This is a genomic window from Mesorhizobium sp. B1-1-6 (assembly GCF_006443035.1).
Taxonomy (GTDB): domain Bacteria; phylum Pseudomonadota; class Alphaproteobacteria; order Rhizobiales; family Rhizobiaceae; genus Mesorhizobium.
The window spans coordinates 241,956-264,660 of record NZ_VFWR01000006.1 but is presented as its reverse complement, the minus strand read 5'-3'; the positions used below and the strand labels follow the sequence as shown (position 1 = coordinate 264,660).

Below are 22,705 nucleotides of genomic sequence, written 5' to 3'. Positions count from 1 at the left end.
TGACTATCGAAGCGAAGACGCGAGACCACCGGGCGCCGGCCGGCCGAGGATGCGTTCGGCTTCCTTCATGAACACGTTGAAGGTGTCGGAGGCCGGCACCGAAGCGGCGACGTCCTTGTGGCGGAAGCAATGGACCGTGTGCCGTTCGCCGACCGTCTCAGCCGGCGGCATCTCACGGCGGCAGCGATCGATGACGAACGGGCAGCGCGATGCCAGGAAGCAGCCCTGGGGCAGATTGATCGGGCTCGGGATCTCGCCTTTGAGGCTGACGCTGCTTTCGATCTTGAGATGCGGATGCGGCAGCATGACCGACGACAGCAAACCACTGGAATAGGGATGTTGCGGGCGATTGAAGACCGTTTCGGCGCTGCCCTGCTCAACGATCATGCCGAGATACATCACCGCGACGCGGTGGCTGATGAAGCGCACCGTGGAGAGGTCGTGGGAGATGAACAGATAGGCGGTGTTGCGTTCGCTCTGGATGCGCCGCAGCAAATCGATGATCTCGGCGCGGGCGGTCGGGTCGAGCGCCGAGGTCGGTTCGTCGAGGACGACGAGTTCGGGCTCCGTGACCATGGCGCGCGCTATGCCGACACGCTGCTGTTGCCCGGAAGGCAGCTCGGAAGGATAGGCGTCGAGCAAGTCGGTATCCAGCCGCACCAGGCGCAAGGCGTCGGCCGTGCGGCGGCGCCTCGTTTCGCGGTCGAGCTTTAGCGGCAGGAGCGGCTCGCTGATCGTGTCGCCGATCTTCATGCGCGGGTCGAGCGACTCGTTCGGTTCCTGGAATACAAGCTGAATCTTGCCAGCCAGCTTGCTCTTGTGTTGATGGCGCTGCGCCAGGTCGGTGCCGCGGAAGCGAATGTTTCCGGCGGTCGGCTCGATCAGGCCGACGATGCAGCGGCCGACCGTGGTCTTGCCTGAGCCACTCTCGCCGACGAGCCCCAGTGTCTCACCCGGCTCGATGGTCAGGCTGACGCCGTTGATCGCCTGCACCACCTGCTTGGAGCCGGCAATGGGGAAGCGCTTGTAGAGGTTGTCGATGGTCAGGACGGCGTTCATGCGTGCCTCACGGGGAAATGGCAGCGGACGAAGTGGCCCGGACCGATCTCGGCGAAAGGTGGCCGCTGTGCGCGGCAAACCGGCTGAGAGATGGGACAACGGTCGGCATACTGGCAGCCGGTGGGCGGTTCGCGCCGCCGGCCAGTGTCCGGCACGCTCCAGCTGTCGCGCAGCCTGGGGCTATGGGAGAAGGCTGCAAGCAGCATCAATGTGTAGGGATGCGCGGGCGCGAGGAAGAGCGCCTCGCGCGGCGCGATTTCGACGATTTCGCCCGAGAACAGCACAGCGATGCGATTGCAGAAATGCGCGGTGATGCCGACGTCGCGGGTGATGAACAGCATGGCGCTGCCATGCTCCGAGGCAAGCTTGGTCAGCAGGGCCAGGATCTGCGCCTGCACCGTGACGTCGAGTCCGCTGGTGGCGTCATCCGAGATGATAAAGGCCGGGCTGCAGATCAGCGCCATGGCGATGACGACGCGCTGCGCCATGCCGCCGGACAGTTCGTGAGGATAGGCATCCATGCGCCGTTCCGGGTCCGGTATCTGCACGTCGTGCAGGATCTTCAACGCCATGCGCCGCGCCTCCTTGCCGCCGACGCCGAGATGGATCCTCGCCATCGCGGCGATCTGGTCGCCGACCTTGAGCAGCGGATTGAGCTCAGCGCGGGGATTCGGCACCACGACCGAGAGACGGCGGCCGCGAAGACGGCGGAGTTCGGATTCGGACAGGCTGAGGATCTGGCGGCCCTCGAAGTGGACTTCGCCGCCGGCGATGCGGCCCGGCGATGGCGGCAGCCCGAGGATGGAGCGGGCGAGCGTCGTCTTGCCCGCGCCACTCTCACCGACCAGGCCAACGATCTCGCCAGGCTGTACTGCAAGGTCGATGCCCTTCAGCACCGCCTTCGGTTCGGCGCTTCCGGACGGGAACGTCACGCGCAAGTTCCTGATGTCGATCAACGGCGGCTTGTCGCCGCCGGACGCGTTGCGCGTTTTGCTTATGATTTCTGCTGCGCCCAATGACATTCTCACATTAATTGCTGATCCGCGGGTCGAGCAGGAAATAGATGAGGTCGACCGCGATGTAGACGATGAGGGAGAAGATGGCGGAGAAGAGCACAAAGCCTAGAACCGGATAGATGTCCGAATTCAGCACACCTTGCACCGCGTATTGCCCCGCCCCTCCCCACGAGAACACGATCTCGACGAGCACCGCACCGCCGATCAGGAAGCCGTAGAGCACGCTGATAATGGTGACGATCGATGGCAACGCATTGCGCAGCGCATGGCGCACGACTAGGTTCTGCGGCACCCCGCACAAAACTTCAAAGCGGCTGAAATCCGAGTCCAGCATCTTCTCCATCGTCGCCTGCGTCATCTTGAGGATGGGACCGGCATTCAGGAGCCCGAGCGTCATCACCGGCAGGACCAGATGCGCGCAGGCAGACCAGAAGGCCTGCAGGTCGCCGGCGAGAAGCGCGTCGATGGTGAGGGCTCCGGTGACCGGCGCCGGCGGTATGACGATCATGTCGATACGGCCGAGAGGCGCAGGCGCCCAGCCGAGCACGGTATAGAAGATGAAGATCAGCACGAGGGCGAACCAGAAGTCCGGTAGCGCACCGGCACTCAAGCCATAGAGATCGGACAGGCGCGCGATCCAGCCGTTTGGCTTGCGCGCCGCATAAACGCCCAGCGTTACCCCAACGATGATAGCCAGGAGCAGCGAAAGCGTGACGAGTTCGAGGGTCGCCGGGAAGCGCTGAAGCAGATCCTCGAGCACCGGCCGCGTTGTCTGCCAGGAGGTTCCCAGGTCGCCATGCAAGAGATTGCGCACATAGATCAGGAACTGCATGTAGAGAGGCTGGTCGAGCCCGAGCTGCTGGCGCAGTGAGGCGATGGCCGAAGGCGTCGCCGTGGGGCCGAGCATCAGCACAGCGGGGTCACCCGGAATGCTCTTCACCAGCAGGAAGCTGACGAGCACAATGCCCAGCAACTGCGGGACCACGAAAATCAGGCGCTTGGCGAGATAGGCCAGGATGCGCATCAGGCGCCCTCCGCCGGCCGGTCGACCCGGCGGCGATGCTCGCGTGCATCGCTCAGCAGCTGCCGGCGCTTGGACGGATCGGCCAGGACCTCGATGGACGCGCCGACCAACGAGAAGCCGAATACGGTGATCGCGAGCATCGCGCCGGGGAACATGGACGGCCACCACTGGCCGGTCACCACGTTTTGAAAGCCCATGGCGATCATGCTGCCCCATTCAGGTGTCGGCGCGCGCACGCCGGCACCAACGAAGGACAGCGCCGAGGTCAGCAGGATGCCCCAGCCGACATTGACCGATAGCTGCGCCAGCACCGGCGCCATCGCATTGGGAATGATGTGGCGCCGAATGGTCTGCATGTCCGACAGGCCATTGACCTGCGAAGCCTCGACATAGCGCATGGAGCGGATGCTGAGCACCTGCGAGCGCATGAGACGCAAGTAGATCGGCGCATTGACGAAGGCTATGGCCAGAACCACCGTCTGGATGCTCTGACCGAGGCTGGCAACCAGGGCGATGGCGAAGACGAAAATGGGAAATGCCTGCAGCACGTCGGCCGCGCGCATGACGGCGAAGGATAGCCACACGCGAATGCCGCGCCCGCTGCTGTAGAAACCAACAACAGCACCGATCGAGCCGCCAATCAGCGCCGACAGGAGCGTGCCCAGTATCGCGATCGTCAAGTCAATGCGGGGCGCGTAGATGGAACGACTGAAAATATCCATGCCGACATTGTCGGTGCCAAAGAGATGGGTGGCATCCGGCGGCTGCAGGAAGCTGGCCGAATCCGCCTCGGTCGGCGAATAGGGTGCAATGGCCGGCGCGAAGATCGCCAGCAGGGTGATCGCGATGACGATCAGATAGCCGATCGCAAATCTCGGCCGGATGACCGCCAGCCTCAGGAGAAGGCTAAGCTTCGAAGACATCTAAGATCTTTCCGATACACTAACTTGTCCCCGGAGGCGGCAGCCTCCAGGGACAAGACCTCATCAGCCGCGGCTGAAATCCTGGAACCGAAGATTATTGGACGTGTAGTAAGTGTAACCCTTGAGGTTCGCCTTACGCGCCAGCGTGTATTTCGGATAAGCAATGAAGCCCCAGGGCGCTTCGTCCATCAACGTCTTCTGCACCTCCGAGTATTTCTGCTTACGCACATTGTCATCAAGCGTGGCAAGACCGTCCTTGATCATCTGATCGACGCTCTTGTTGTCATAATTGGAATAGTTCACGTAGCTTTCGGAGTTGAAGTAGAGGTAGGTCGAGTAGCCCGGATCCGGCGTCCACGGCGAATCCAGATAGAAGATCATCGGCTTGGCGCGCTTGGTGACGTTCTCGTAAAACACGCCGGCCGGCAGCTTCTCCAACGTCAGCTCCACGCCGATCTGCTTTAGCGCGGTCTGGATCAGCAATGCGATCGGCTCCTGCGTCGGGTCGCCGGCGTTGTAGGACAAGGTGGTCGCCAGGTTCTTGGCACCTGCCTTGTCAAGAAGCTCCTTGGCCTTGGCAAGATCATAGCCGTACGCGAAGAAGCTTTCATCCGCCATCGGGTAGATATAGGGCATCGGCGCCTTCTGCTCGTCGGCATAGCCGTAGTAGATGGTGCGGATGATCTCGTCGCGCGGGATAGCGAGGTTGATGGCTCGGCGCACGTCGACATTATCGAATGGAGCGATCTTGGAGTTGAGCTCCAGCCAGATCATGTAGGACGAATTGACGGCATCCACCGCCACGTTCTGCTGCTTCTTCAGCGCCTCCAGTTCGCGCGGCTGCAGGAACTGTGCGATGTCGACCGCCCCGCCCTGCAGCAGCGAGAAACGACTGGCCGACTGCGGCACTTCGCGCATGATGACGCGCTTCATGAAGGGCTTTTCATCCCAGTAGTCTTCGCGCGCCTCGAATACGGCTTGTTGACCGCGCACGAGCTGGGCAAGGCGATATGGACCAAAGCCAGCACTATCGTTCTTGAGGAAATTGACCGCCCACGGGTCGTCGGAGCCACCGGCTTCGGCGCATTTGGTGGCGTCGTAGATCGGGTTGGCGAGGTTACACTGCTGCTTGAGAAGCAATGGATTTGGCTGTTCGAGATTGAAAGAGACCGCATAATCGCCTTCCACCTTGATCTGGTCAGGCGTCTTGAGACCGAGCACCGCGGTCTGGAACAGGCCTTGCCCCTTGAGGTTGAACTTGCGGTCCCAAGTCCATTTCACGTCCTTGGACGTGAACTTGTTGCCCCAGTTGGAGACGACACCCTCGCGTAGCTTGAAGGTCGCCTTGCGGCCATCGGGGGCCACTTCCCAGCTTTCCGCCAACCGGCCGCGCAAGGCGAGGTTGTTCGGCTTGTCGGTATGGACGCCGGTATCCTCCCGCAGCACGCCGGGTGCATTGGGATCATCCATCTTCTCATAGCCAAGCATGTACTCGTAGAGCGCACCGAGGGAATCGATCGAGCCCAGGCTGACGTCGAACTCGATGTCGAGGCCCTGGGGCGTCGCGGGCGCCGCGATCACCAGCGTACTGTTTGCGTCCTGCGCGAAGGCTTCCCCCAAGCGGCCGGTCGATGCAGCAAGTGCAGCGCCGCCGAAGGCGGCAGTCGTTTTCAGGAACTGACGGCGCGTGGGCGCCAACCGAATTCTGGTAAAATCATCAACCATCTCTCGTTCCCCATTGGTTGCGCGAATACGCTTCGTTATCTTTCCGCTTTTGGACAGACCAAAGAGCGTAACTGACATTAATGGACAAATTGGCCTGACCGTCAATCACAAAAAATGCGAAAAATTCGTGCATTTCATGCACAAAAAAATAGCTTCTTGATTTCTTGGTCTGACCAAATTATTCAACGTCGGGTACGGCAGCGAGGAACCGAAATGCGAAAAATCTGTCTGATGACAACAGGAGGGACGATCGCATCCAAGCTGGAAGCCGAGAGTGGACATGTCACCGCAAGCGTCACAGGATCGGAGTTGCGCGCCATGCTGCACGATCCGCTCGATGGCATTGACATCGCCATCGACGAGTTCTGCAACGTCGGCAGCTATGCCATCGACCTCCCGCTCGGCTTTGCACTGGCCCAGCGGATTTCACACCACCTTCAAGGTGACTTCGATGGGGTCGTGGTGACCCACGGGACCGATACGATGGAGGAAAGCGCCTTTTTGGCTGATCTCCTTGTCGCGACTGACAAGCCGATAGTGTTCACCGGCGCACAGCACGCGGCCGATGAGGCGAACCCCGACGGCCCACGCAACCTCACGGATGCCATCCGGCTAGCCGCATCCGAAACTGCGCGGGGCCTGGGCGCGATGATCTGCTTCGAGCAGGAATTCCATGCTGCGCGTGACGTGAGCAAGTCGCACAGTTCACGCACCGATACCTTCATCTCCTACGAGCACGGCAAGCTCGGGGAAGTGGACGGCGACCGTATCGTATTGCACCGCAAGCCGGTCCTGCGCCGCACCTACGACGCAAAAGGCATTGTCGCTGATGTCGATCTTATCAAGCTGGTCATGGGGATAGGTGACCGCTACATCCGCTTCGCCGCCCAGGATGGTGCCAAGGCCATCATTCTGGAGGGTTTCGGGCGGGGTAACGCGACGCCCGCCGTCACTGCCGCCGCGACGTCGCTTGTCGCCAATGGTACTCCCGTCATCATGACCAGTCGTTGCCAGCGCGGCCGGGTCAAGCCGATTTATGGCAATGGCGGCGGCAAGACACTCTCCGACGGGGGCGTGATCTTTGCCGGCGACTTGAGCGGCCAGAAAGCACGAGTGCTCGTGGCAGTCCTGCTCGGCATGGGCATCGAGGGCGAACGCCTGCGCCAGGAGATCGAATATTTCGGCGGCTGATGCCCGCTCTTCCACCGCCTGATTTCCGTAAGGCGGCCGTCCGTCGCCGCCGTCCCATTCCTGCAGCCGAGGAACCATGATGTCAGCAAAGAAGCACAGGATCGCGGTCATTCCCGGTGACGGGATCGGCAAGGAGGTCGTCCCCGAGGGACTTCGTGTACTGGAAGTGGCGGCAAGGCGCTTCGGCATCGACCTACAGTTCGACCATTTCGACTTTGCGTCGTGCGATTACCATGCCAGGCATGGCCGCATGATGCCGGAGGACTGGAAGTCCCGGATCGGAAACCATGATGCCATCTTCTTCGGCGCGGTGGGCTGGCCGGCCATGGTTCCCGACCATATCTCGCTTTGGGGATCGCTGCTGCAGTTTCGCCGCGAGTTCGACCAATACGTCAACCTGCGCCCCGTCCGGTTGATGCCGGGCGTGCCGTCGCCGCTCGCCAACCGCAAGCCCGGCGATATTGATTTCTACGTCGTGCGCGAGAACACCGAGGGCGAATATTCATCTATCGGCGGCCGGATGTATCCGGGCACGGAGCGCGAGATTGTCATCCAGGAAACCGTGATGTCGCGCGTCGGCGTCGATCGCATCCTGCGTTATGCGTTCGATCTGGCGCAGAAGCGTCCGCGCAAGCACCTCACATCGGCCACCAAATCCAACGGCATCTCGATCACCATGCCGTATTGGGACGAGCGCGTCGAGGCGATGGCCGCCCAATACCCGGATGTCTCTTGGGACAAGTACCACATCGATATTCTGGCAGCCCATTTCGTGCTCAATCCGAACCGTTTCGACGTTGTGGTGGCATCGAACCTGTTCGGCGACATTCTCTCGGATCTCGGACCCGCCTGCACCGGCACGATCGGCATCGCCCCGTCGGCCAACATCAACCCGGAAGGCCGCTTTCCGTCGCTGTTCGAGCCGGTACACGGCTCGGCTCCGGACATCGCCGGGAAAGGCATCGCCAATCCGATCGGACAGATCTGGACGGCCGCCATGATGCTCGACCATCTTGGTCACGAGGAGGCTGGCCGCGCGATCGTGGAAGCCATCGAAGCCACGCTGAAGAGCGAAGCCACCCGCACCGGCGATCTCGGGGGCAAGGCCGATACCGTCACCTGCGGCAAGGCGGTGGCGGAGGCACTCGAAGGATAGGACCAAGCATGCGCATCGTCGACATCAGGGAAAAGACCGTCTCGATCGCCTCCCCCATCGCCAACGCCTATATCGACTTTTCGAAGATGACCTGCTCGGCCGTCGCCGTGATCACCGACGTCGTGCGTGACGGCAAGCCGGTGGTTGGCTACGGCTTCAATTCGAATGGCCGCTACGGACAGGGCGCGCTGATGCGCGACCGTTTCCTCGCGCGCGTCCTCGAGGCCGATCCCGAAACGCTGATCGACCATGAGAACGACAACCTTGACCCGTTCGCCATCTGGAAGACGCTGATGACCAACGAGAAGCCCGGAGGCCACGGCGAACGGTCCGTGGCGGTGGGCACCATCGACATGGCCGTCTGGGATGCCGTCGCCAAGGTCGCCGGCGTCCCGCTGTGGCGCCTGCTGGCGGACCGTTACCGGGCGGGCGTGGCGGACGAGAAAGTTTGGGTCTACGCGGCAGGCGGCTACTATTATCCCGGCAAGGATCACTCGAAGCTTCAGGCGGAGATGCGGGGCTATCTCGACCTCGGCTACAAGGTCGTGAAGATGAAGATCGGCGCCGTGCCCCTGGATGAGGATCTGCGCCGCATCGAGGCCGTGCTGGAGGTGGTCGGTGGGGGCCAGTATCTGGCTGTCGATGCCAACGGACGCTTCGACCTGAAGACCGCCGTCGCCTATGCCAAGGCGATGCAGCCATACGGCCTGTTCTGGTACGAGGAGGCCGGCGATCCGCTGGACTATGCGTTGCAGACGGAACTGGCGAACCACTACGGTGGGCCGATGGCGACAGGCGAGAACCTGTTCTCGCACCAGGATGCGCGCAACCTCTTGCGCTACGGCGGCATGCGGCCCGACCGCGACTATCTTCAGTTCGACTGTGCCCTCTCCTATGGCCTGGTGGAATACCTGCGCACGCTGGAGGTGATGAAGGCGCTTGGCTGGTCGTCACGACGCGTGGTGCCGCATGGCGGACACCAGATGTCGCTCAACATTGCCGCAGGGCTGCATCTGGGCGGCAACGAATCCTATCCCGACGTTTTCCAGCCCTTTGGCGGCTTCGCCGACGACATCGCGGTCGAAGATGGCTATGTCGGGTTACCCGATGTTCCCGGTGTCGGCTTCGAGAAGAAAGCCGAACTGTTCAAGCTGTTCCGACAATTGCACCAGCCGTGAGCGAGACGCCGGCCGTGCCGAACGACGGTTTTCAGCCTGTCAGGACGTTGCACCCGCCTATGGCGTTGCAGACTGCTTCGGTGACTTCGCGCGTCGTCGCCGCAAGATTGGGTGCGGCGACGCCGACAGCCGCAACCTCCTTCGAACTCAGTGTGATATCCGCCCTCATAATCGCCATGCGGGGCAATGGCCTGATCATTCTCGGCATGTGGTCCGAGAAGCAGAAGATCATCACCGGCCTAATTCTCATCCTTGCGGTGTTTCTTTCGCTGGAACACGGCAAGATCGGCCGTCATCGAGTGATGCGCATGTCCACAATCGCATCGAACCACGCAGTGTCCGGGAGATCGTCATGACCAAGCCTACCGTAATCATCAGCGGCGCCGGCATCGGCATTGGCCGCGCCACGGCCCTCGCTTTCGCCAGGGTTGGCTACAGAATCTGCGTGACCGACATTCTCGAGACCGAAGGCAAGCAGGTGGCCGAAGAGATCAAGGCGGGCGGCGGGGATGCTTATTTCCGCAAACTCGATGTGACCAGATCGGATCAGGTCAACGACGTCGTGGGAGAAATCGACAAGCAGTATGGCGGCGTGGACGTCGTGGTGGCCAATGCGGGTATCGCCCACAAGGTGCCGCTGGCGCAGATGAGCGATGCCAAGTGGGACATCACAGTCGACATCGACCTAAAAGGCGTGTTCCGGATGGCACGCGCTGCCACGCCGCGCATGCGAGAGCGTCGCAAAGGCGCCATCGTGGCGGTATCGTCGATTTCAGGCATGAGCTATGGCTGGGCCGAACATGTCCATTATTCCGCCGCCAAAGCCGGCGTTCTGGGTTTGGTGCGAGGCTTGGCCGCCGAGTTGGGCGGCGACGGGATCCGCGTCAACGGCGTCGCGCCCGGTTTCATCCGCACGGCACAATCCCTCTCCGAGGAGCACTCGATGGGTGAAGCGCGGCTGGTGGCTCAGGCTCCTTCCATTCCATTGCGTCGCATCGGCGAACCCGACGAGGTGGCGGATGTAATCCTGTTTCTGGCTTCCGACGCAGCGCGATACGTGACGGGCCAGACTTTGCTGGTAGACGGCGGGCTGACGATCAAACAAGGCTAAACATCATCATGCGTCTGCTTGCTTGTGCAACTGGTCGTCCTTTGTGCCAAGCCAAGGCGCCCCACGTTGCATCCGCTTGGCGGCGGCGTGGTGGAGGTCTATACGTATCGGCCCACTGGTGGTGCGACTGGGTTGACGGCGAGTCACCCTATGAAGCTGATCAATCCAAGTGCGTTCCAAGCCCTTAGGACCGTCGCATGCCGCTGAGCCCTCGCGAACGAATAGACTACCAGGCCATCGTCGATAGACAGCCGCTGAAATTGCCTGACGGCGTCAGGATGCCGGTGTGGCTGATCGTCAATGTCGAACATTGGGACGCGAGGCGGCCGATGCCGCGCACCGTCTTGCCGCCGCCGATGGGCATGCCGATGCTACCCGATATTCCGAATTGGTCGTGGCACGAATACGGCATGCGGGTCGGCTTCTGGCGCATCCACGAGAGCCTGACATCCCGAACAATTGTTCCGACGTTGGCCATCAATGGATCAGTGTGCGAGGTCTATCCCAGGATCGCGCATGCCGCGCACGACGCCGGATGGGAACTGATGGGTCACGGTTGGCTCCAAGGGCCGATGCACAACCTCGAAGACCAGCGCGTTGCAATTCGGCGCACAATCGGCGCGCTGTCCAAGATTTCCGGTAAGCCGCCGGTGGGATGGGAAAGCCCAGGGCTTACGGAGACCTCGGACACGGCCGACATCCTCGCTGAAGAAGGAATTCGGTACGTCGCCGATTGGGTAATGGACGACCTGCCTTGCGAACTGAAGACGACGGCCGGCCGGCTGGTGACACTCCCCTATACGGTAGAGATTAACGATGTCGCAATAATGGCTGTGGCGCAGCACTCGTCGGCGGAACTGCTCGAGCGCGGCAAGCGCCAGTTCGACCGGCTGTATCGGGAGAGCGCGACCTCGCCCCGGATCATGTCCATCAGCGTCCATCCTTATCTTAGCGGTGTTCCGCATCGGATTGGCTATCTGGAGGAATTGCTGGATTATATCTCCTCTCATCGCGACGTGGCATTCTGGACGGGCGAGCAGATCTATAATTGGTACACTTTTGCGCGGCTCCCCGCAGGGTCGGTAGAGCTGTCTGGCACGGCTATGGGTTGAAAAAAGCAAACGCTCGTCTCCACCGAAGCGCAGCATTCTCGTCGATCGGGCTGTTCGGAATGCTATTGCGGAACTGGCGGGCCCGTGGCAGCTTGGGCGAGGCGTATCCGCGCTTTGGTGAGCGCTAATTTCCGTCCGCCTTTGCGGCCGCGTGCTCTGGCGGTAGGAAGACCAGCTGGCGCATTCACGGGTCAGGTCGCGCTCCAACTCGCCAGCGTGGTGAAGACGCAAAACCACCATACGGCCGCTGCGGTCGTGGTGCGATCTACGCACTTTTCCGGCTGGTCAGGCAGGGTTCTTTACCGTATTGGCCAGGTAGGCAAGCGATCGCCCGAGGCAATCCAGCTTATAGTTCCTTAGTGCCTTGTTTTAGACGAACACGGCGAACAGACCTCAGCTACGGTATATTCCCTCGTACGCGATCCTGATCAACGAGGATATTCCTCAGTCCAAGCGACAGGGCGGCTTTCGGGTCGCACTTTTTTCTGGCGACGACTTCACGGCCGAGTTGAAGCCGTCCAACTCCTCGCCGATCTCGACAAGGGCCTTTCTGACTGTCTCCTCAACTTCCTGTCGTTTCTTCGGCGGCATCAGGCTCAGCCCCTTCAGCATCGCCTCGCGCCAGTGCTGCCCCCTGCCCCACGCTTCCGCGAACGCTGTTGCAAGGTCGTCCTGGCGACGGGTGGCCTCCAGTGCCTCGATAAGGAGGCTGGCCTGATAGACGTCCTTTTCGCGCTTGGCGACGCCGTTTGCATCTGATTGCCTGCGAGAGGCGACGATGAGCTTGTGAACTGCATAGCGTTCCGGCGACGGCACGGTTACAGGCACCCCTGACCGATGCAGCATCACGGTCCGGATGGGCTCGTGGATGAGGAAATCAAGGAAACGCAAGGGCTGCGCCGAAGCTCCGCCCAGTGCTGGCATCGGAGTGGCATGGTCGGTGTAGTGATCGGATCCCCGGTTCGGCGTGAGGAATTCGACCTTGTATCTCGTTGCATTCTCGAATTGCGTCGCGTGTGCGGGATCCGATCTGTGCGGGATCTCCCTGAAGGTCGGGTCAATCTCTCTCAAGATTTCCAAGATCGGCGGCCGGCTGTCGTCGACTGACGAGGAGATCGAGTAGTGCTGCGCGAAATCGGCATCGCCGGTTTGCAATGAGGCACCGGGCAATCTCACGCCGAGATGTCCCGCATACGTCTGGAAGGCAACCGTACCGACGAGCACGCCTCTCAGGCGGAAGATTCCTGCTGCTCCCATTGCTCCAACGACATCGCCAGTGAACCGGTCCGGTGCAGTCAGCCCTGCTTGGCGAGTCAGCGTGGAGACGAGTTTCCGTCGCCCGCGGAGGTCTTCCTTGATCTCTTGGAAGGCTGCAACGCGTTTCGCGATCTCGGGATCATCGGACGGGCCGACATACTTCCGCGTCTTCTTGGGTTGGGTCTCCTCAAAATACCAATAATCCCGCCCCTTCACCGGAACCCGAACGAAATTTCCCGCCGTTGAGAAGTCGGTTTCGAACGATGCACCAAGGCAGCGCTGAACGAGTTCCGCATACATCGTGCGATAAACGAGATCGACCGTCTTCATGCGCCGGCTCCGTTATAAGAAAAATGAGTTTCTCTTATAACAGGATGAACTCAAGCGACGCAAGCGGTGGTTATAAGACAGTTGCAGAAATCTTATAACGCCGCCGCATCATCCAGGGTTCACGCAGACCCGTCATGCCACACATGGCGATCGATGCGCCCGGCTTTGGCCAATGCTACCGCCAACGATGCTGGAGCCGCGCCGATCAATCAGGCACCGCGTGACCGCCGCTGATCATGTGAACCATTTTGATGCCGTTTAGGATGATCGCGGCTGATCCCGGTGATTTGAAGCCGAGCATTGACCCGATGCGGCGCTTGATGCGCCGATGGTCCTGTTCGATCCGGTTACTCAGGTATTTACTCTTGCGGGTCCGGATCGGCTTTAGCCGACGCCGGGAACGATACTGCAAGCGATTTGAGTTGTCACAGGAAACGACAGCCTCCAGGGTGGGCTGGTGCTGCCAGCACCAGGTCGGCAAGCACCAGGCCAAAAGCTCGGGGTCGGGCCGAATCGCGGCGACGCGGGCGGCGATTGCCGTTGCAGCGAACGGCACCGGCCGCTGCGATCCCGCCAGTTTTTCGATCTCCGTGCAAAGGTCGGCGAGCGCCGCGCGGTGGCAATGGAGCCCGAGCTGGTCGACGATCTTTTCGAGTCGGTCGGCGCTGCCAGCGGGCGGCTGCACGGACAGCTGCCGCCAGGCGCCAAGAACCGCGCCGGCGGGGCCGGGATCGGCGCCGGCCGGGCGCAGGTACCAGGGGTCGCGCAGGGCGTCCTCGGCGCGGCCGGCGAGCCGCATGCTGCCGGCCGCGCTTCCTATCGCGGTGAGCTCGGCTCCGGCCTGTCTGACAAGTCCGTCAAGCCCGGCTCCGCCGTTAAGTCTAAGGCGAGGCCGCGTGAACGAACACGATCTCAAAGCGCCTGTTGCGCTTTGTGAACGATGCCCTTTTCGAACCGGGAAAGAGCAAAGGCGGAAAGATTGATCGAGGGGCTGCCCTGTGTGACCCATTCGCCGAGTTGTTTGCCGATGGAAGGTCCAAGCGCAAAGCCGTGGCCGCTGAAGCCGGCCGCCACGAAGAGTTCGAGCTCTGGCTTGGGCCGATCGATGATTGGAATGACGTCGGGCGTGATATCCAGCCTGCCGGCCCAGGCGTTCTGCAGTTCGATCGTATTCAGATGCGGAAAGATCTGCCGGAAGCCAGCAAGGTTGGCCATCACCTTGCGCATATTGGGCTTCGGCTCCGGCAGCGCCTGCACGGCATTGCGGCGGCTGAAGCGCGCGGCTAATTGATGACGGAAATCGGCTCCGATGCTGAGGTGCAGTTGACGCCAGTTGTTGCGATAGGCGGGTATGAAATGGCGCATGCAGCGAAATGAGTCGACGGTGATTTCGTAATCGACTCCCATGCCGCGATAGCCGTTACCGATAATGAAATCGCCGCCCATAGAGGGGCGGAATGCAACGCGGGGACCCCACATCGCGATGCGGGTGAAGGGTGCTGCCTTCCGGGTGCGGCCGACGGAGGATTTGACGATCTGGATAGGCAGGTGCAGGCCGGCCGAAGCGGCCAGCACCGGTGCGCCGATGCCGTTTGCCAAAACGACGGTTTTTGCTTCGAAGATCCCGTTAGACGCCAGGAGCCTCGGTCTGTCCTGCCTGTCGAGGTCGAGCCGGAAAACCGGTGTATCTTCCAGGATAGTGACTCCGGCTTCGCGTGCCGCAGCCGCGATGGTCCGGGTCGAAAGAGCCGGATCGGCATGGGCGTCGTCGGCGGTGAAAAGTCCGCCGCGCCATTGCCCAGCCAATTCGGGGATTGTCTGACGAACGTCCGCGGCATCCAGCAGGCGCGTCGAAAGGCCGAAGCTGCGCGCAATATCGTGGCCGCTGCGGATCCGATCCTCATCGGCAGCGGTTTCCGCGGGGACCAGGATTCCGCTGCGGGTGAACTGCGTCGCCTGTGTGCCGTATCTCGAGGTCAAGTCCGCCCACAGTTCCAAGGCTTCGACCGCGAGCGGCAGCTCGGCTTCATGCCGTCCTTGCCGGCGGATGAAACCCCAGGCACGGCTGGATTGTTCGGAAGCGATCTTGCCGCGCTCGAAGATTGTTACCGACCTCCCTTTGCGGGCTAGGGAAAGAGCGGTCGAGCAGCCGACAATTCCTCCACCGACAATGGCCACGTCCGTTTGAAAGGTGCCCATCTATGTTCCTTGCCCGATCCTTCGCCGCGACAATAACAGGAGAAGGCAGCCGCGCGTGGCATAGGGCTATGCCGGATCGGCATAGATGCGCGCCCGGCTTCAATTGCGGTGGAAGATATCGTCGATCTGACGCAGGACATCGCGGCGCGATGCCTTGAGGCTGGAAATGAATTCGCGCGCGACGCGCGAGGGGGAACGGTGTGTCGGATAAAGCATGCCGAGACGCAGGCTGACCGCGGGCTCGAAGGGAATGGAGCGCACTCCCGGATGCTCGCGAAAATCGAACGCCGTGAAGGGGTCGATCAATCCGATTCCCAGCCCCTTGGCCACCATGTTGGCGATGGTGCTAAAAAGCTGGGCTTCAAGGACAATGCGGCGCTTAACGCCGTAGCGGTCGAAAATCTGGTCGGCGAGTTGCCTCCCCAGATGATTGTGGGTGATGGAGATATAGCGTTCGTCGCGTAAATCTTCCGGCGTCAGCCGTGCCTTCTGCGCCAGCCGATGATGGCTTGGAACCGCCATCAGATAATGCGCGGAGCAGAATTCCTCGATTTCGATGCCGGAGCGGTCGAAGGGATATTCGGCGATGCCGACATCCACAAGCTGGCTGGCGACGAGTTCTTCTATGCGCGGCGACATCTGGATACGCAGCGAAATGCGGCTCTCCGGCCGGCTTGCCGTGAAGCGGGCGATCGCCGAAGGCATGAAGTCCATTGCCAGCATCGGCAGCGACGCCGCCGAGACCATCCCGGAATTGGCGACCTGCATTTCGCGGGCGATCTCGCGGATTTTGTCGATCGACACGAAGGCACGAAGAACCTCCTCATGCAGCAGGAGGGCTTCCGGCGTGGGATTGAGGTGCCCGCCGGACCGGTCGAACAGGGTCACTGACAAAGATGTTTCCAATTGACCCAGAAGCCGGCTTACGGCCGGCTGGGAAACGCCGAGAAGCTCCGCGGCCCCGATGGTGGTCTTTGCAGTCATCGTTGCCTTGAAGGCTTCGAGTTGCCTGATGTTCAAGCCGCCTCTCCTTTGCAGCCTATAACGGAACTGCATAGCGTCCATAATTCCCCTTATTTGACAATGGGATCGGCGCGAAGTCCGATTGATGAGGCGGTGACCAATCGCCGGACCGCGACATTTGTCGCCAATAATTGCAATGGGAGGATTGGGCAATGGATTTATGGGTGAAGTTCACGTCGATCGCCGTCGTGGCTGGCGCGGTCCTTGCGGGAGTTGCCGCAAAGGCGGACGCGGCCAATGATCGCTTCAAGGAAGTCCTTGAACGCGGCACGCTGCGGGTCGGAGTGCAGGGTGCCTATCCGCCCTGGTCCTATCGTGACCCCGATGGCAGGCTCGTCGGGATCGAGCCTGATCTCGCTGCGGATGTCGCCGAAAAGCTGGGCGTCAAGCTGGAACTGGTTCAGATCGAATCCGCCAACCGCATGCAACTCCTGCAGCAGGGAAGGATCGACCTCATCCTCGGGGCGATGTCCGACCTGCCGGAGCGACGCAAGGTCGTCGGGATGGTGCAGCCAGCCTATTGGGTATCGGGCGCCAATGTCATGGCCAAGGCCGGACTGATCAAGAGTTGGGAGGATCTCAGCGGCAAGCCGCTTTGCGCCAAGCAAGGCCTTTTCTACAATACCGTGATCGCTCAGGCCTATGACGCCAAGATCATTTCCTTTTCCGGCAATACGGAAACCAAACAGGCCCTGCGCAGCGGCAAATGCGCAGCGTGGCTGTCGGACGATACGGCGATCCAGCAGTCGTTGAGAACCGAAGGCTGGGATGGTTACGAAATGCCCCTGAAATCCCGTTATCACAGCTATTGGGCGGCAGGCGTTCCACTGGAGGAGCGCGACGGCATCTGGGGAAAATTCATGACCGGCATGAGCCATGGCTGGCATGCCTCCGGCAAGCTCATCGAACTTGCCGAGAAATGGAAAGTGGTCGCGGATCCGTGGTTCGAAGCCGAACACGAAAAGCTGCTTGAGGCTGACAACACGAAAATGGACAGCCAGTAGTCTCAACGCGACAGGCGCGCCGCCAGGCCGGTTGGCGGTCGACAGACAGCCTTTGTCGAGCCGCCGGCCGGAGACGGAAAAGCTCCATTTTGAGACCGGTGGACGCGGTCCTCCGGTCGATTTTTTTCAACTCTTGGTTCGATCGGCCCGGCGCGGGCGCCTGCGCCAAGCGGATCCATAGTTGCAAACAAGCAGGGATATCATGCGCCTTTCACTCGATGAACTTTCCGGATCAGTCTTCGACGTCGCCATCGTTGGTGCCGGCATCAACGGCGCCGAAACAGCGCGTTGCCTCAGTGCTGCCGGCTATTCGGTGCTGCTCGTCGACAAGAGTGATTTCGCCGCCGGCGCCAGCGGACGGTCTTCGCGGCTCCTTCATTGTGGTCTGCGTTATCTCGCGCCCGGAAAATCCGTCTGGGAATTCGTGCGCCAGCCGCAGCGCTTCCTGACCGCGTGCCGGATGGCCCGGGCGGCGATGCAGTCACGGGCGCAATTCGTCCGCGACACGCCCGACCGTATACGCTCCATGAGGTTCTGCTTTCCCGTCTACCGTGGAGGCCCTTATAGCGGGTGGCAGATCGATGCGGCGTTCCGCATCCTGAAATCCCTGGGCGGCCGCGAGGTGCCGCTGAATTACCGCCGGTTATCGGGCGCAGAAGTCGCGCAGATGCCGCTTCTCCAGCATCTGCGCGACAAGCAGGCGCTCCAGTCGGTCGCCATGTTCGACGAATACCAGTTCGACTGGCCCGAACGGGTGGTGGTGGATGCGGTGCTGGAAGCGCAGCGTCTGGGTGCGTCGGTACGCAACTATACCGAAGTCACCCATGCGGCGCAGCAGGGCGATCTGTGGCAGCTGGAGCTCGGCGATACGCTGGATGCTGCCGCCCGGCCCGTTCACGTCGTCGCGCGCAGTGTTTTCAACATGGGCGGGATATGGATCGACCGCATTAATGCGCGCGTCGAGGCTGGGCGGATCGGTCGTCGCATCACCGGCACCAAGGGCGTGCATATCGTGGTCCGCCTGCCGCCCGAATGCAGCCGTTTCGGCATCGCAACGCTCAACCGGCTGAATGAGGGGCTGTACTGTATCCCGTGGCGTGGCCTGCATTATTTCGGACCGACCGAAACGTTGTATGACGGCGATCCCGACGACATCCATCCGACCGAGGAGGATTTCGAGTTCCTGCTCGGCGAAGCCAATCATCTCCTGCCGACGCTCGATATCAGGCGGTCCGACATTCTCTATGGCTGGGCGGGCGTGCGGCCGCTCACTTACGATCCGGCGCAGCCCATGGGCGCACGTTCGCGGCAACTGCATGACTTCGGTCCTGAAGGAGCGCCCAACCTGTTCGCCATGACGGCAGGGCCGATCATGAGCCATCGCTCGGCAGGGCAGCTCGCATTGACGGCACTGGGCAAGGGACTGGCACCGTCACGGCCGAGCCAGCAGCCGGATTTCGCTTCCAGGAGCGTTCCGCGCGAAACCGGGAACAGCTCACGCGAGGACAAGCTTTCGATCATGCAACGGGGCGTGGAGAGCGAGCATGCCGAGACCATCGACGATCTGCTGGTACGCCGCAGCGGCCTCGTCTGGAACGACGACCCGCTTGGCGAAGACGTAGACCTGGCAGCCGAGGTGCTTGCCAAGGCGCGCTCATGGTCGGCGCAGAGGAAGCGGCAGGAGGCTGCTTCCGCCCGGGAGGCTATCGCCCATCGGCTGCACATTGATCCGCCCGCTTGACCCAATATCGGGCCCACCTGCCACCAGAGGCAGTGTTTCATGCCCTCTTTGCAGGACAGTCCGCGCCTTGAAGCCGTCAAAGATAATGACAGCCTGCTGATGGATAGATGCTACACAGCCGGTACGCGATCGCGGGAATCGCGATTACGGGACGAATGGCTTTGCAGGGAGTCCGGGGAAGACCGGTGCGCCATGACAAGTACGTTGAACCTTCTGCACTACTCGGCATTTCGCGCCGTCATGCTCACCGGCACCGTCAGCGGCGCGGCCGAATTGCTGGGGCGCAGCCAGCCGGCCGTCAGCCGGCTTCTCGACAAGCTGGAATACGAGCTTGGCGTTTCGCTTTTCGAGCGCCGCAGGGGCCTGATCACGCCGACCACCGTGGCACACCTGTTACTCGACGAGATCGAGCGAGCCTATGTCTCGCTGGACGCGTTGAGCAGCTTCGCAGCACGGTTGGCAAGCGGGGAAGGCGGCGAGATCAGCCTTGCGGTCATGCCGGCGCTGGGCATCAATTTCGTGCCGCATCTGCTGGCCGATTTCAGGAAGAACTGGCCGAAGACCAAGGTCACGCTGAACGTGCGCATGTCCGTCAAGATCGAGGAATGGGCGGCCGCGCAGCAGATTGATTTCGGACTGGCGGAAACACCGTTCAAGCGCTCCGGGTTCCGGACCGAAGTCTTCAGTGACGCGCCCTATATCGCGGCTGTTCCGCGCGATCATCCGCTCGCCGGGCGCAGCCGGCTCGGCCCGGCCGACCTGCGCCAGGGGCCATTCATTTCCTGGACTTCCTTCGTCTCGGCACGGCATCTCCTCGATCAGGCGCTGCTGTCCAGTAGCGTCAAGGTGGATGCCGCCTATGAGACGACCTTTTCGGTGTCGGCCTATGAAATGGTCAAGCACGGGATCGGTATTGCGATCATCGATCCCTACACCGCGGTCGAGCAGTTGGACGACCGGGTCAGGCTGATCCCCTTCGCGCCGAAGATCCCGTTTAACGTTGCCCTGCTGCGCCCGGAGTCGCGCGGGCCCAACCCCGCCGCCGATGCCCTGCTGGAGCTGATGGCGCAAAAGCGCGATCGGATCCTGAGACAATTGCCGGACCAGGACGATATGCACACTACGCATATCAATCGCCGATAATTCTATTTTGAACATTTCGGTATCAGCGCTTTATTGGCGTGATCGACCGTCCAGGAAAACAGGCCGCCAATGTCGCCTAGAATTATCGAGATGCAGGGCCGGGACTACGATGTCGTCGTGGTCGGCGCCGGCATCAACGGTTCGAGCGCGGCGCGAGAACTGGCCGCAGCGGGTTACAGCGTCCTCCTGGTCGACAGGAGCGATTTCGCCGCCGGCGCCTCCAGCCGATCCTCGCGCATCCTGCATTGCGGCCTTCGATATTTCGAAACGCCCAACCCGATCCGCACCTTTGCGTTTCATCCGCAGCGCTTCGCCGCGGCCTTGCGCATGGCGCGGGCGGGGATGGAAGCGCGAACCGAACTTGTCGGGCGGAGCCCGCAACGGTGCAAGCCCTTCACCATGTGCTTTCCGATTTATCCGGAGAGCCCCGTCCGCGGCTGGCATTTGGATCTCGGTTTCCGCATCCTGCGCCGTCTCGGGCCACCGGAACCGGCGCTCGCCTATCGTCGGCTGAAGAGTGATTTCGAAACCCACCTGCCATTCGCAAACGACCTGCGGGACCCCGAAAGTCTGCGGTCGATTGCCACCTACCGTGAATACATCATGGACTGGCCGGACAGGCTGTGCGTGGATGCCGCCCTCGACGCCGAGCGAAACGGCGCCGAAATACGCCTGTTCTGCGAAGCTTCCGTTATACGTAGGAAGCCGGAAGGCTGGCTCGTCGAACTGCGCGACGGTAAGGGGGAAGCGGCCGAGGTTCGCGCGTCCGTCGTGCTGAACATGGCCGGCACCTGGGTGGACGCGGTGAACGCCAATCCCGTCGCCGGCAAGCCAGCGCCCTGCCTTGTTCGCGGCACCAAGGGCGCTCATATCGCGGTCAGGCTGCCGGATTCCTATCGCGGCTACGGCATCGCCACGATCAACCGCAGCGGTATGCCGTTCTATTGTCTGCCTTCGCATGACGACTGCTTTTATTTCGGGCCGACGGAGACGCCTTTCGACGGCGACGCCGCCGGTGCCGCAGCCACCAACGAAGACATCGATTTCCTGCTTGCGGAAGCCAGTCACATGCTTCCCGGCCTGCGGCTCGGCCGCCGCCACGTCGAATTCACCTGGGCCGGCGTGCGGCCGCTCACCTTCGATGCAGCCGAGCCGATGGGGCGGCGCACGCGTCAGATCCACGATCTCGCATCTGCCGGCAGGCCGGGTATCTTCGCGATGACGGCAGGGCCGGTCATGAGCCATCTGAGCGCAGGGCGCGAGATGCTGCGGATCGTCGAGAAGCAACTGAAGCCGACGCGCAAGTCCGTGGCGAGGCGGATCCCGGAGACAGGCGACAGCGGTGCGGAGTTCGCAATTTCGAGGCCGCTTTCGCAAGGCAGGCGCGCCGCTTTCCGCACAGCGGTTTCGGTCGAGCATGCCCGCGACCTGAAAGGTATTCTCTATACGAGGACAGGCCTCGCCTGGCGCCGCCATCTCGACCGCGCCGAGGTTGAGGAGGCTGCCGATGCCATTGCCGATCTGGTCGGCTGGGCGCCGGAGCGGACCGTCAGTGAAATCGACGGGTTCATCCGATACCAGAAGACGGCGTTCCGCGCCGCATCGGACCTTCCAATTCAGCCGACAACACACAAAATGGGAGATGTAGAAGCATGAAAATCGGATCAGCACTGAAAACCATCGCCGCCCTTGCAGTCACGCTGGCCGCAAGTGCGATCCTTCCCGCCAGCAGCGCGCAGGCGGCCGAATCGCATCTGCAGCAGATTCTGGAACGAGGCGCCGTGCGTGTCGGCGTTCTCGGCGCGTTCAAGCCCTGGTCCTTCCCATCGCCGGATGGTTCGATGCAAGGCATCGAGGTGGACCTCGCCCAGTCGGTAGCCGATGCGCTCGGCGTCAAGCTTGAGCCGGTCGTGGTCACGTCCGCCAACCGCATGCAGTTCCTGCAGCAGGGCAAGATCGACGTCATCATCGGCGGCATGTACGACACCACTGAGCGGCGCAAGGCGGTCGGCATCATCGAGCCGGCCTATTGGACGTCCGGTCCGACCCTGCTGGCCAAGGAGGGTGTCATCAAGGACTGGAAGGACATCGCCGACAAGCCGGTCTGCGCCAAGCAGGGCGTCTACTACAACAAGCTGGTGGAGACGGAATATCACGCCAAGGTCGTCGCCTTCACCGGAAACACGGAGGGTAAGGAAGCCTTGCGCTCCGGCAAGTGCATCGCCTGGGTCTATGACGATGCGAGCATTATGGCCGACCTCGCTTCGGGCGAGTGGAAGGGTTATGAGATGCCTGTTTCCGTTCTCTTCGACAATCCCTGGGCGGCCGCGGTGCCCGTGGCGGAAGTGGACAAGGCCTTGGGCGTGTTCATGGCAGGCATGGCCTATCGCTGGCAAGCGTCCGGAAAGCTGGTCGAGCTTGAAAAGAAATGGAAGGTGAAGCCGTCGCAGTGGATCGCCGAGCAGCACAAGAAGGCTGAGTGGGACACGAGCTACCTGAAGGGCGGCAACTGA

19 protein-coding genes and 2 pseudogenes are annotated in these 22,705 nt (G+C 61.7%); 11 read left to right on the top strand and 10 right to left on the bottom strand.

The window, feature by feature from the left end:
- Window positions 1-3: 3 nt before the first annotated feature.
- The 5 genes from FJ979_RS14585 to FJ979_RS14565 all read right to left on the bottom strand — a co-directional run bounded on the left by FJ979_RS14585 (window position 4) and on the right by FJ979_RS14565 (window position 5,747).
- The gene (locus FJ979_RS14585; protein WP_140560028.1) at window positions 4-1,059 is read right to left on the bottom strand and encodes an ABC transporter ATP-binding protein; all 1,056 of its coding nucleotides are present in this window, start codon (window positions 1,057-1,059) and stop codon (window positions 4-6) included.
- The gene (locus tag FJ979_RS14580) at window positions 1,056-2,075 is read right to left on the bottom strand and encodes an ABC transporter ATP-binding protein (protein ID WP_181181779.1); all 1,020 of its coding nucleotides are present in this window, start codon (window positions 2,073-2,075) and stop codon (window positions 1,056-1,058) included. The genes FJ979_RS14585 and FJ979_RS14580 overlap by 4 nt, the downstream gene beginning before the upstream one ends.
- Before the next feature lie 13 nt (window positions 2,076-2,088).
- Window positions 2,089-3,099, bottom strand: a complete 1,011-nt coding sequence (locus FJ979_RS14575) for an ABC transporter permease (protein ID WP_210239516.1) — start codon at window positions 3,097-3,099, stop codon at window positions 2,089-2,091.
- The gene (locus FJ979_RS14570; RefSeq protein WP_140523273.1) at window positions 3,099-4,022 is read right to left on the bottom strand and encodes an ABC transporter permease; all 924 of its coding nucleotides are present in this window, start codon (window positions 4,020-4,022) and stop codon (window positions 3,099-3,101) included. Before FJ979_RS14570 ends, FJ979_RS14575 begins: the two co-directional genes overlap by 1 nt.
- 63 nt (window positions 4,023-4,085) lie before the next feature.
- Window positions 4,086-5,747 (bottom strand): ABC transporter substrate-binding protein, encoded by a 1,662-nt coding sequence (locus FJ979_RS14565; protein WP_140560030.1) that lies wholly within the window; start codon window positions 5,745-5,747, stop codon window positions 4,086-4,088.
- A gap of 213 nt (window positions 5,748-5,960) precedes the next feature.
- Between FJ979_RS14565 and FJ979_RS14560 the strand changes: the two genes are divergently transcribed.
- The 6 genes from FJ979_RS14560 (at window position 5,961) to FJ979_RS14535 (ending at window position 11,495) form a co-directional block, all read left to right on the top strand.
- Complete coding sequence (locus tag FJ979_RS14560; RefSeq protein ID WP_140581772.1) at window positions 5,961-6,938, top strand: asparaginase; 978 nt, start codon at window positions 5,961-5,963, stop codon at window positions 6,936-6,938.
- 79 nt (window positions 6,939-7,017) lie between these two features.
- Window positions 7,018-8,094 (top strand): tartrate dehydrogenase, encoded by a 1,077-nt coding sequence (locus FJ979_RS14555; RefSeq protein ID WP_140581769.1) that lies wholly within the window; start codon window positions 7,018-7,020, stop codon window positions 8,092-8,094.
- Between the two features lie 8 nt (window positions 8,095-8,102).
- Window positions 8,103-9,272: a mandelate racemase/muconate lactonizing enzyme family protein gene (locus FJ979_RS14550; protein WP_140581767.1), complete on the top strand. Its 1,170-nt coding sequence runs from the start codon at window positions 8,103-8,105 to the stop codon at window positions 9,270-9,272.
- A 59-nt stretch (window positions 9,273-9,331) separates the two neighbouring features.
- Complete coding sequence (locus tag FJ979_RS14545) at window positions 9,332-9,628, top strand: hypothetical protein (protein WP_140581764.1); 297 nt, start codon at window positions 9,332-9,334, stop codon at window positions 9,626-9,628.
- The gene (locus tag FJ979_RS14540; protein ID WP_140581761.1) at window positions 9,625-10,383 is read left to right on the top strand and encodes an SDR family NAD(P)-dependent oxidoreductase; all 759 of its coding nucleotides are present in this window, start codon (window positions 9,625-9,627) and stop codon (window positions 10,381-10,383) included. The genes FJ979_RS14545 and FJ979_RS14540 overlap by 4 nt, the downstream gene beginning before the upstream one ends.
- 197 nt (window positions 10,384-10,580) lie before the next feature.
- A complete protein-coding gene (locus tag FJ979_RS14535) occupies window positions 10,581-11,495 on the top strand; it encodes a polysaccharide deacetylase family protein (protein WP_140523252.1) in 915 nt (304 codons plus the stop codon).
- A 444-nt stretch (window positions 11,496-11,939) separates the two neighbouring features.
- Here the strand turns inward: FJ979_RS14535 and FJ979_RS14530 are convergent, their stop codons facing one another.
- The 5 genes and pseudogenes from FJ979_RS14530 to FJ979_RS14510 form a co-directional block, all read right to left on the bottom strand.
- Window positions 11,940-13,082 (bottom strand): GSU2403 family nucleotidyltransferase fold protein, encoded by a 1,143-nt coding sequence (locus FJ979_RS14530; protein ID WP_140560036.1) that lies wholly within the window; start codon window positions 13,080-13,082, stop codon window positions 11,940-11,942.
- A 205-nt stretch (window positions 13,083-13,287) separates the two neighbouring features.
- Window positions 13,288-13,527, bottom strand: a pseudogene (locus tag FJ979_RS14525) (DDE-type integrase/transposase/recombinase); the annotation flags it as partial.
- Between the two features lie 93 nt (window positions 13,528-13,620).
- Window positions 13,621-13,881: pseudogene (locus FJ979_RS33060) on the bottom strand (DUF1403 family protein); the annotation flags it as partial.
- A 113-nt stretch (window positions 13,882-13,994) separates the two neighbouring features.
- Window positions 13,995-15,281 carry an FAD-dependent oxidoreductase gene (locus tag FJ979_RS14515; RefSeq protein WP_140523245.1) on the bottom strand — a complete coding sequence of 429 codons (1,287 nt, stop codon included), beginning with the start codon at window positions 15,279-15,281 and terminating at the stop codon, window positions 13,995-13,997.
- Between the two features lie 99 nt (window positions 15,282-15,380).
- Complete coding sequence (locus tag FJ979_RS14510) at window positions 15,381-16,301, bottom strand: LysR substrate-binding domain-containing protein (protein WP_181165427.1); 921 nt, start codon at window positions 16,299-16,301, stop codon at window positions 15,381-15,383.
- A 155-nt stretch (window positions 16,302-16,456) separates the two neighbouring features.
- Here FJ979_RS14510 and FJ979_RS14505 point away from each other — a divergent pair, with 155 nt between their 5' ends.
- From FJ979_RS14505 to FJ979_RS14485, 5 genes are all read left to right on the top strand, one after another.
- Window positions 16,457-17,308 carry a transporter substrate-binding domain-containing protein gene (locus tag FJ979_RS14505; protein ID WP_140523240.1) on the top strand — a complete coding sequence of 284 codons (852 nt, stop codon included), beginning with the start codon at window positions 16,457-16,459 and terminating at the stop codon, window positions 17,306-17,308.
- A 202-nt stretch (window positions 17,309-17,510) separates the two neighbouring features.
- Window positions 17,511-19,049 (top strand): FAD-dependent oxidoreductase, encoded by a 1,539-nt coding sequence (locus FJ979_RS14500; protein WP_140523237.1) that lies wholly within the window; start codon window positions 17,511-17,513, stop codon window positions 19,047-19,049.
- A gap of 192 nt (window positions 19,050-19,241) precedes the next feature.
- Window positions 19,242-20,192, top strand: a complete 951-nt coding sequence (locus FJ979_RS14495; RefSeq protein WP_224656359.1) for a LysR substrate-binding domain-containing protein — start codon at window positions 19,242-19,244, stop codon at window positions 20,190-20,192.
- A 69-nt stretch (window positions 20,193-20,261) separates the two neighbouring features.
- Entirely contained in the window at window positions 20,262-21,848 is a 1,587-nt protein-coding gene (locus FJ979_RS14490) for an FAD-dependent oxidoreductase (protein ID WP_140523234.1), read from the top strand.
- Window positions 21,845-22,705: a transporter substrate-binding domain-containing protein gene (locus FJ979_RS14485; RefSeq protein WP_140523232.1), complete on the top strand. Its 861-nt coding sequence runs from the start codon at window positions 21,845-21,847 to the stop codon at window positions 22,703-22,705. Before FJ979_RS14490 ends, FJ979_RS14485 begins: the two co-directional genes overlap by 4 nt.

Bases quoted from the DNA above. Each gene is read 5' to 3' on its own strand.
- FJ979_RS14535 (WP_140523252.1), top strand. From the start codon at position 10,581: ATGCCGCTGAGCCCTCGCGAACGAATAGACTACCAGGCCATCGTCGAT.
- FJ979_RS14545 (WP_140581764.1), top strand. From the start codon at position 9,332: ATGGCGTTGCAGACTGCTTCGGTGACTTCGCGCGTCGTCGCCGCAAGA.
- FJ979_RS14550 (WP_140581767.1), top strand. From the start codon at position 8,103: ATGCGCATCGTCGACATCAGGGAAAAGACCGTCTCGATCGCCTCCCCC.
- FJ979_RS14530 (WP_140560036.1), bottom strand. From the start codon at position 13,082: ATGAAGACGGTCGATCTCGTTTATCGCACGATGTATGCGGAACTCGTT.
- FJ979_RS14585 (WP_140560028.1), bottom strand. From the start codon at position 1,059: ATGAACGCCGTCCTGACCATCGACAACCTCTACAAGCGCTTCCCCATT.
- FJ979_RS14500 (WP_140523237.1), top strand. From the start codon at position 17,511: ATGCGCCTTTCACTCGATGAACTTTCCGGATCAGTCTTCGACGTCGCC.
- FJ979_RS14505 (WP_140523240.1), top strand. From the start codon at position 16,457: ATGGATTTATGGGTGAAGTTCACGTCGATCGCCGTCGTGGCTGGCGCG.
- FJ979_RS14515 (WP_140523245.1), bottom strand. From the start codon at position 15,281: ATGGGCACCTTTCAAACGGACGTGGCCATTGTCGGTGGAGGAATTGTC.
- FJ979_RS14485 (WP_140523232.1), top strand. From the start codon at position 21,845: ATGAAAATCGGATCAGCACTGAAAACCATCGCCGCCCTTGCAGTCACG.
- FJ979_RS14575 (WP_210239516.1), bottom strand. From the start codon at position 3,099: ATGCGCATCCTGGCCTATCTCGCCAAGCGCCTGATTTTCGTGGTCCCG.
- FJ979_RS14565 (WP_140560030.1), bottom strand. From the start codon at position 5,747: ATGGTTGATGATTTTACCAGAATTCGGTTGGCGCCCACGCGCCGTCAG.
- FJ979_RS14495 (WP_224656359.1), top strand. From the start codon at position 19,242: ATGACAAGTACGTTGAACCTTCTGCACTACTCGGCATTTCGCGCCGTC.
- FJ979_RS14570 (WP_140523273.1), bottom strand. From the start codon at position 4,022: ATGTCTTCGAAGCTTAGCCTTCTCCTGAGGCTGGCGGTCATCCGGCCG.
- FJ979_RS14560 (WP_140581772.1), top strand. From the start codon at position 5,961: ATGCGAAAAATCTGTCTGATGACAACAGGAGGGACGATCGCATCCAAG.
- FJ979_RS14540 (WP_140581761.1), top strand. From the start codon at position 9,625: ATGACCAAGCCTACCGTAATCATCAGCGGCGCCGGCATCGGCATTGGC.
- FJ979_RS14490 (WP_140523234.1), top strand. From the start codon at position 20,262: ATGTCGCCTAGAATTATCGAGATGCAGGGCCGGGACTACGATGTCGTC.
- FJ979_RS14555 (WP_140581769.1), top strand. From the start codon at position 7,018: ATGTCAGCAAAGAAGCACAGGATCGCGGTCATTCCCGGTGACGGGATC.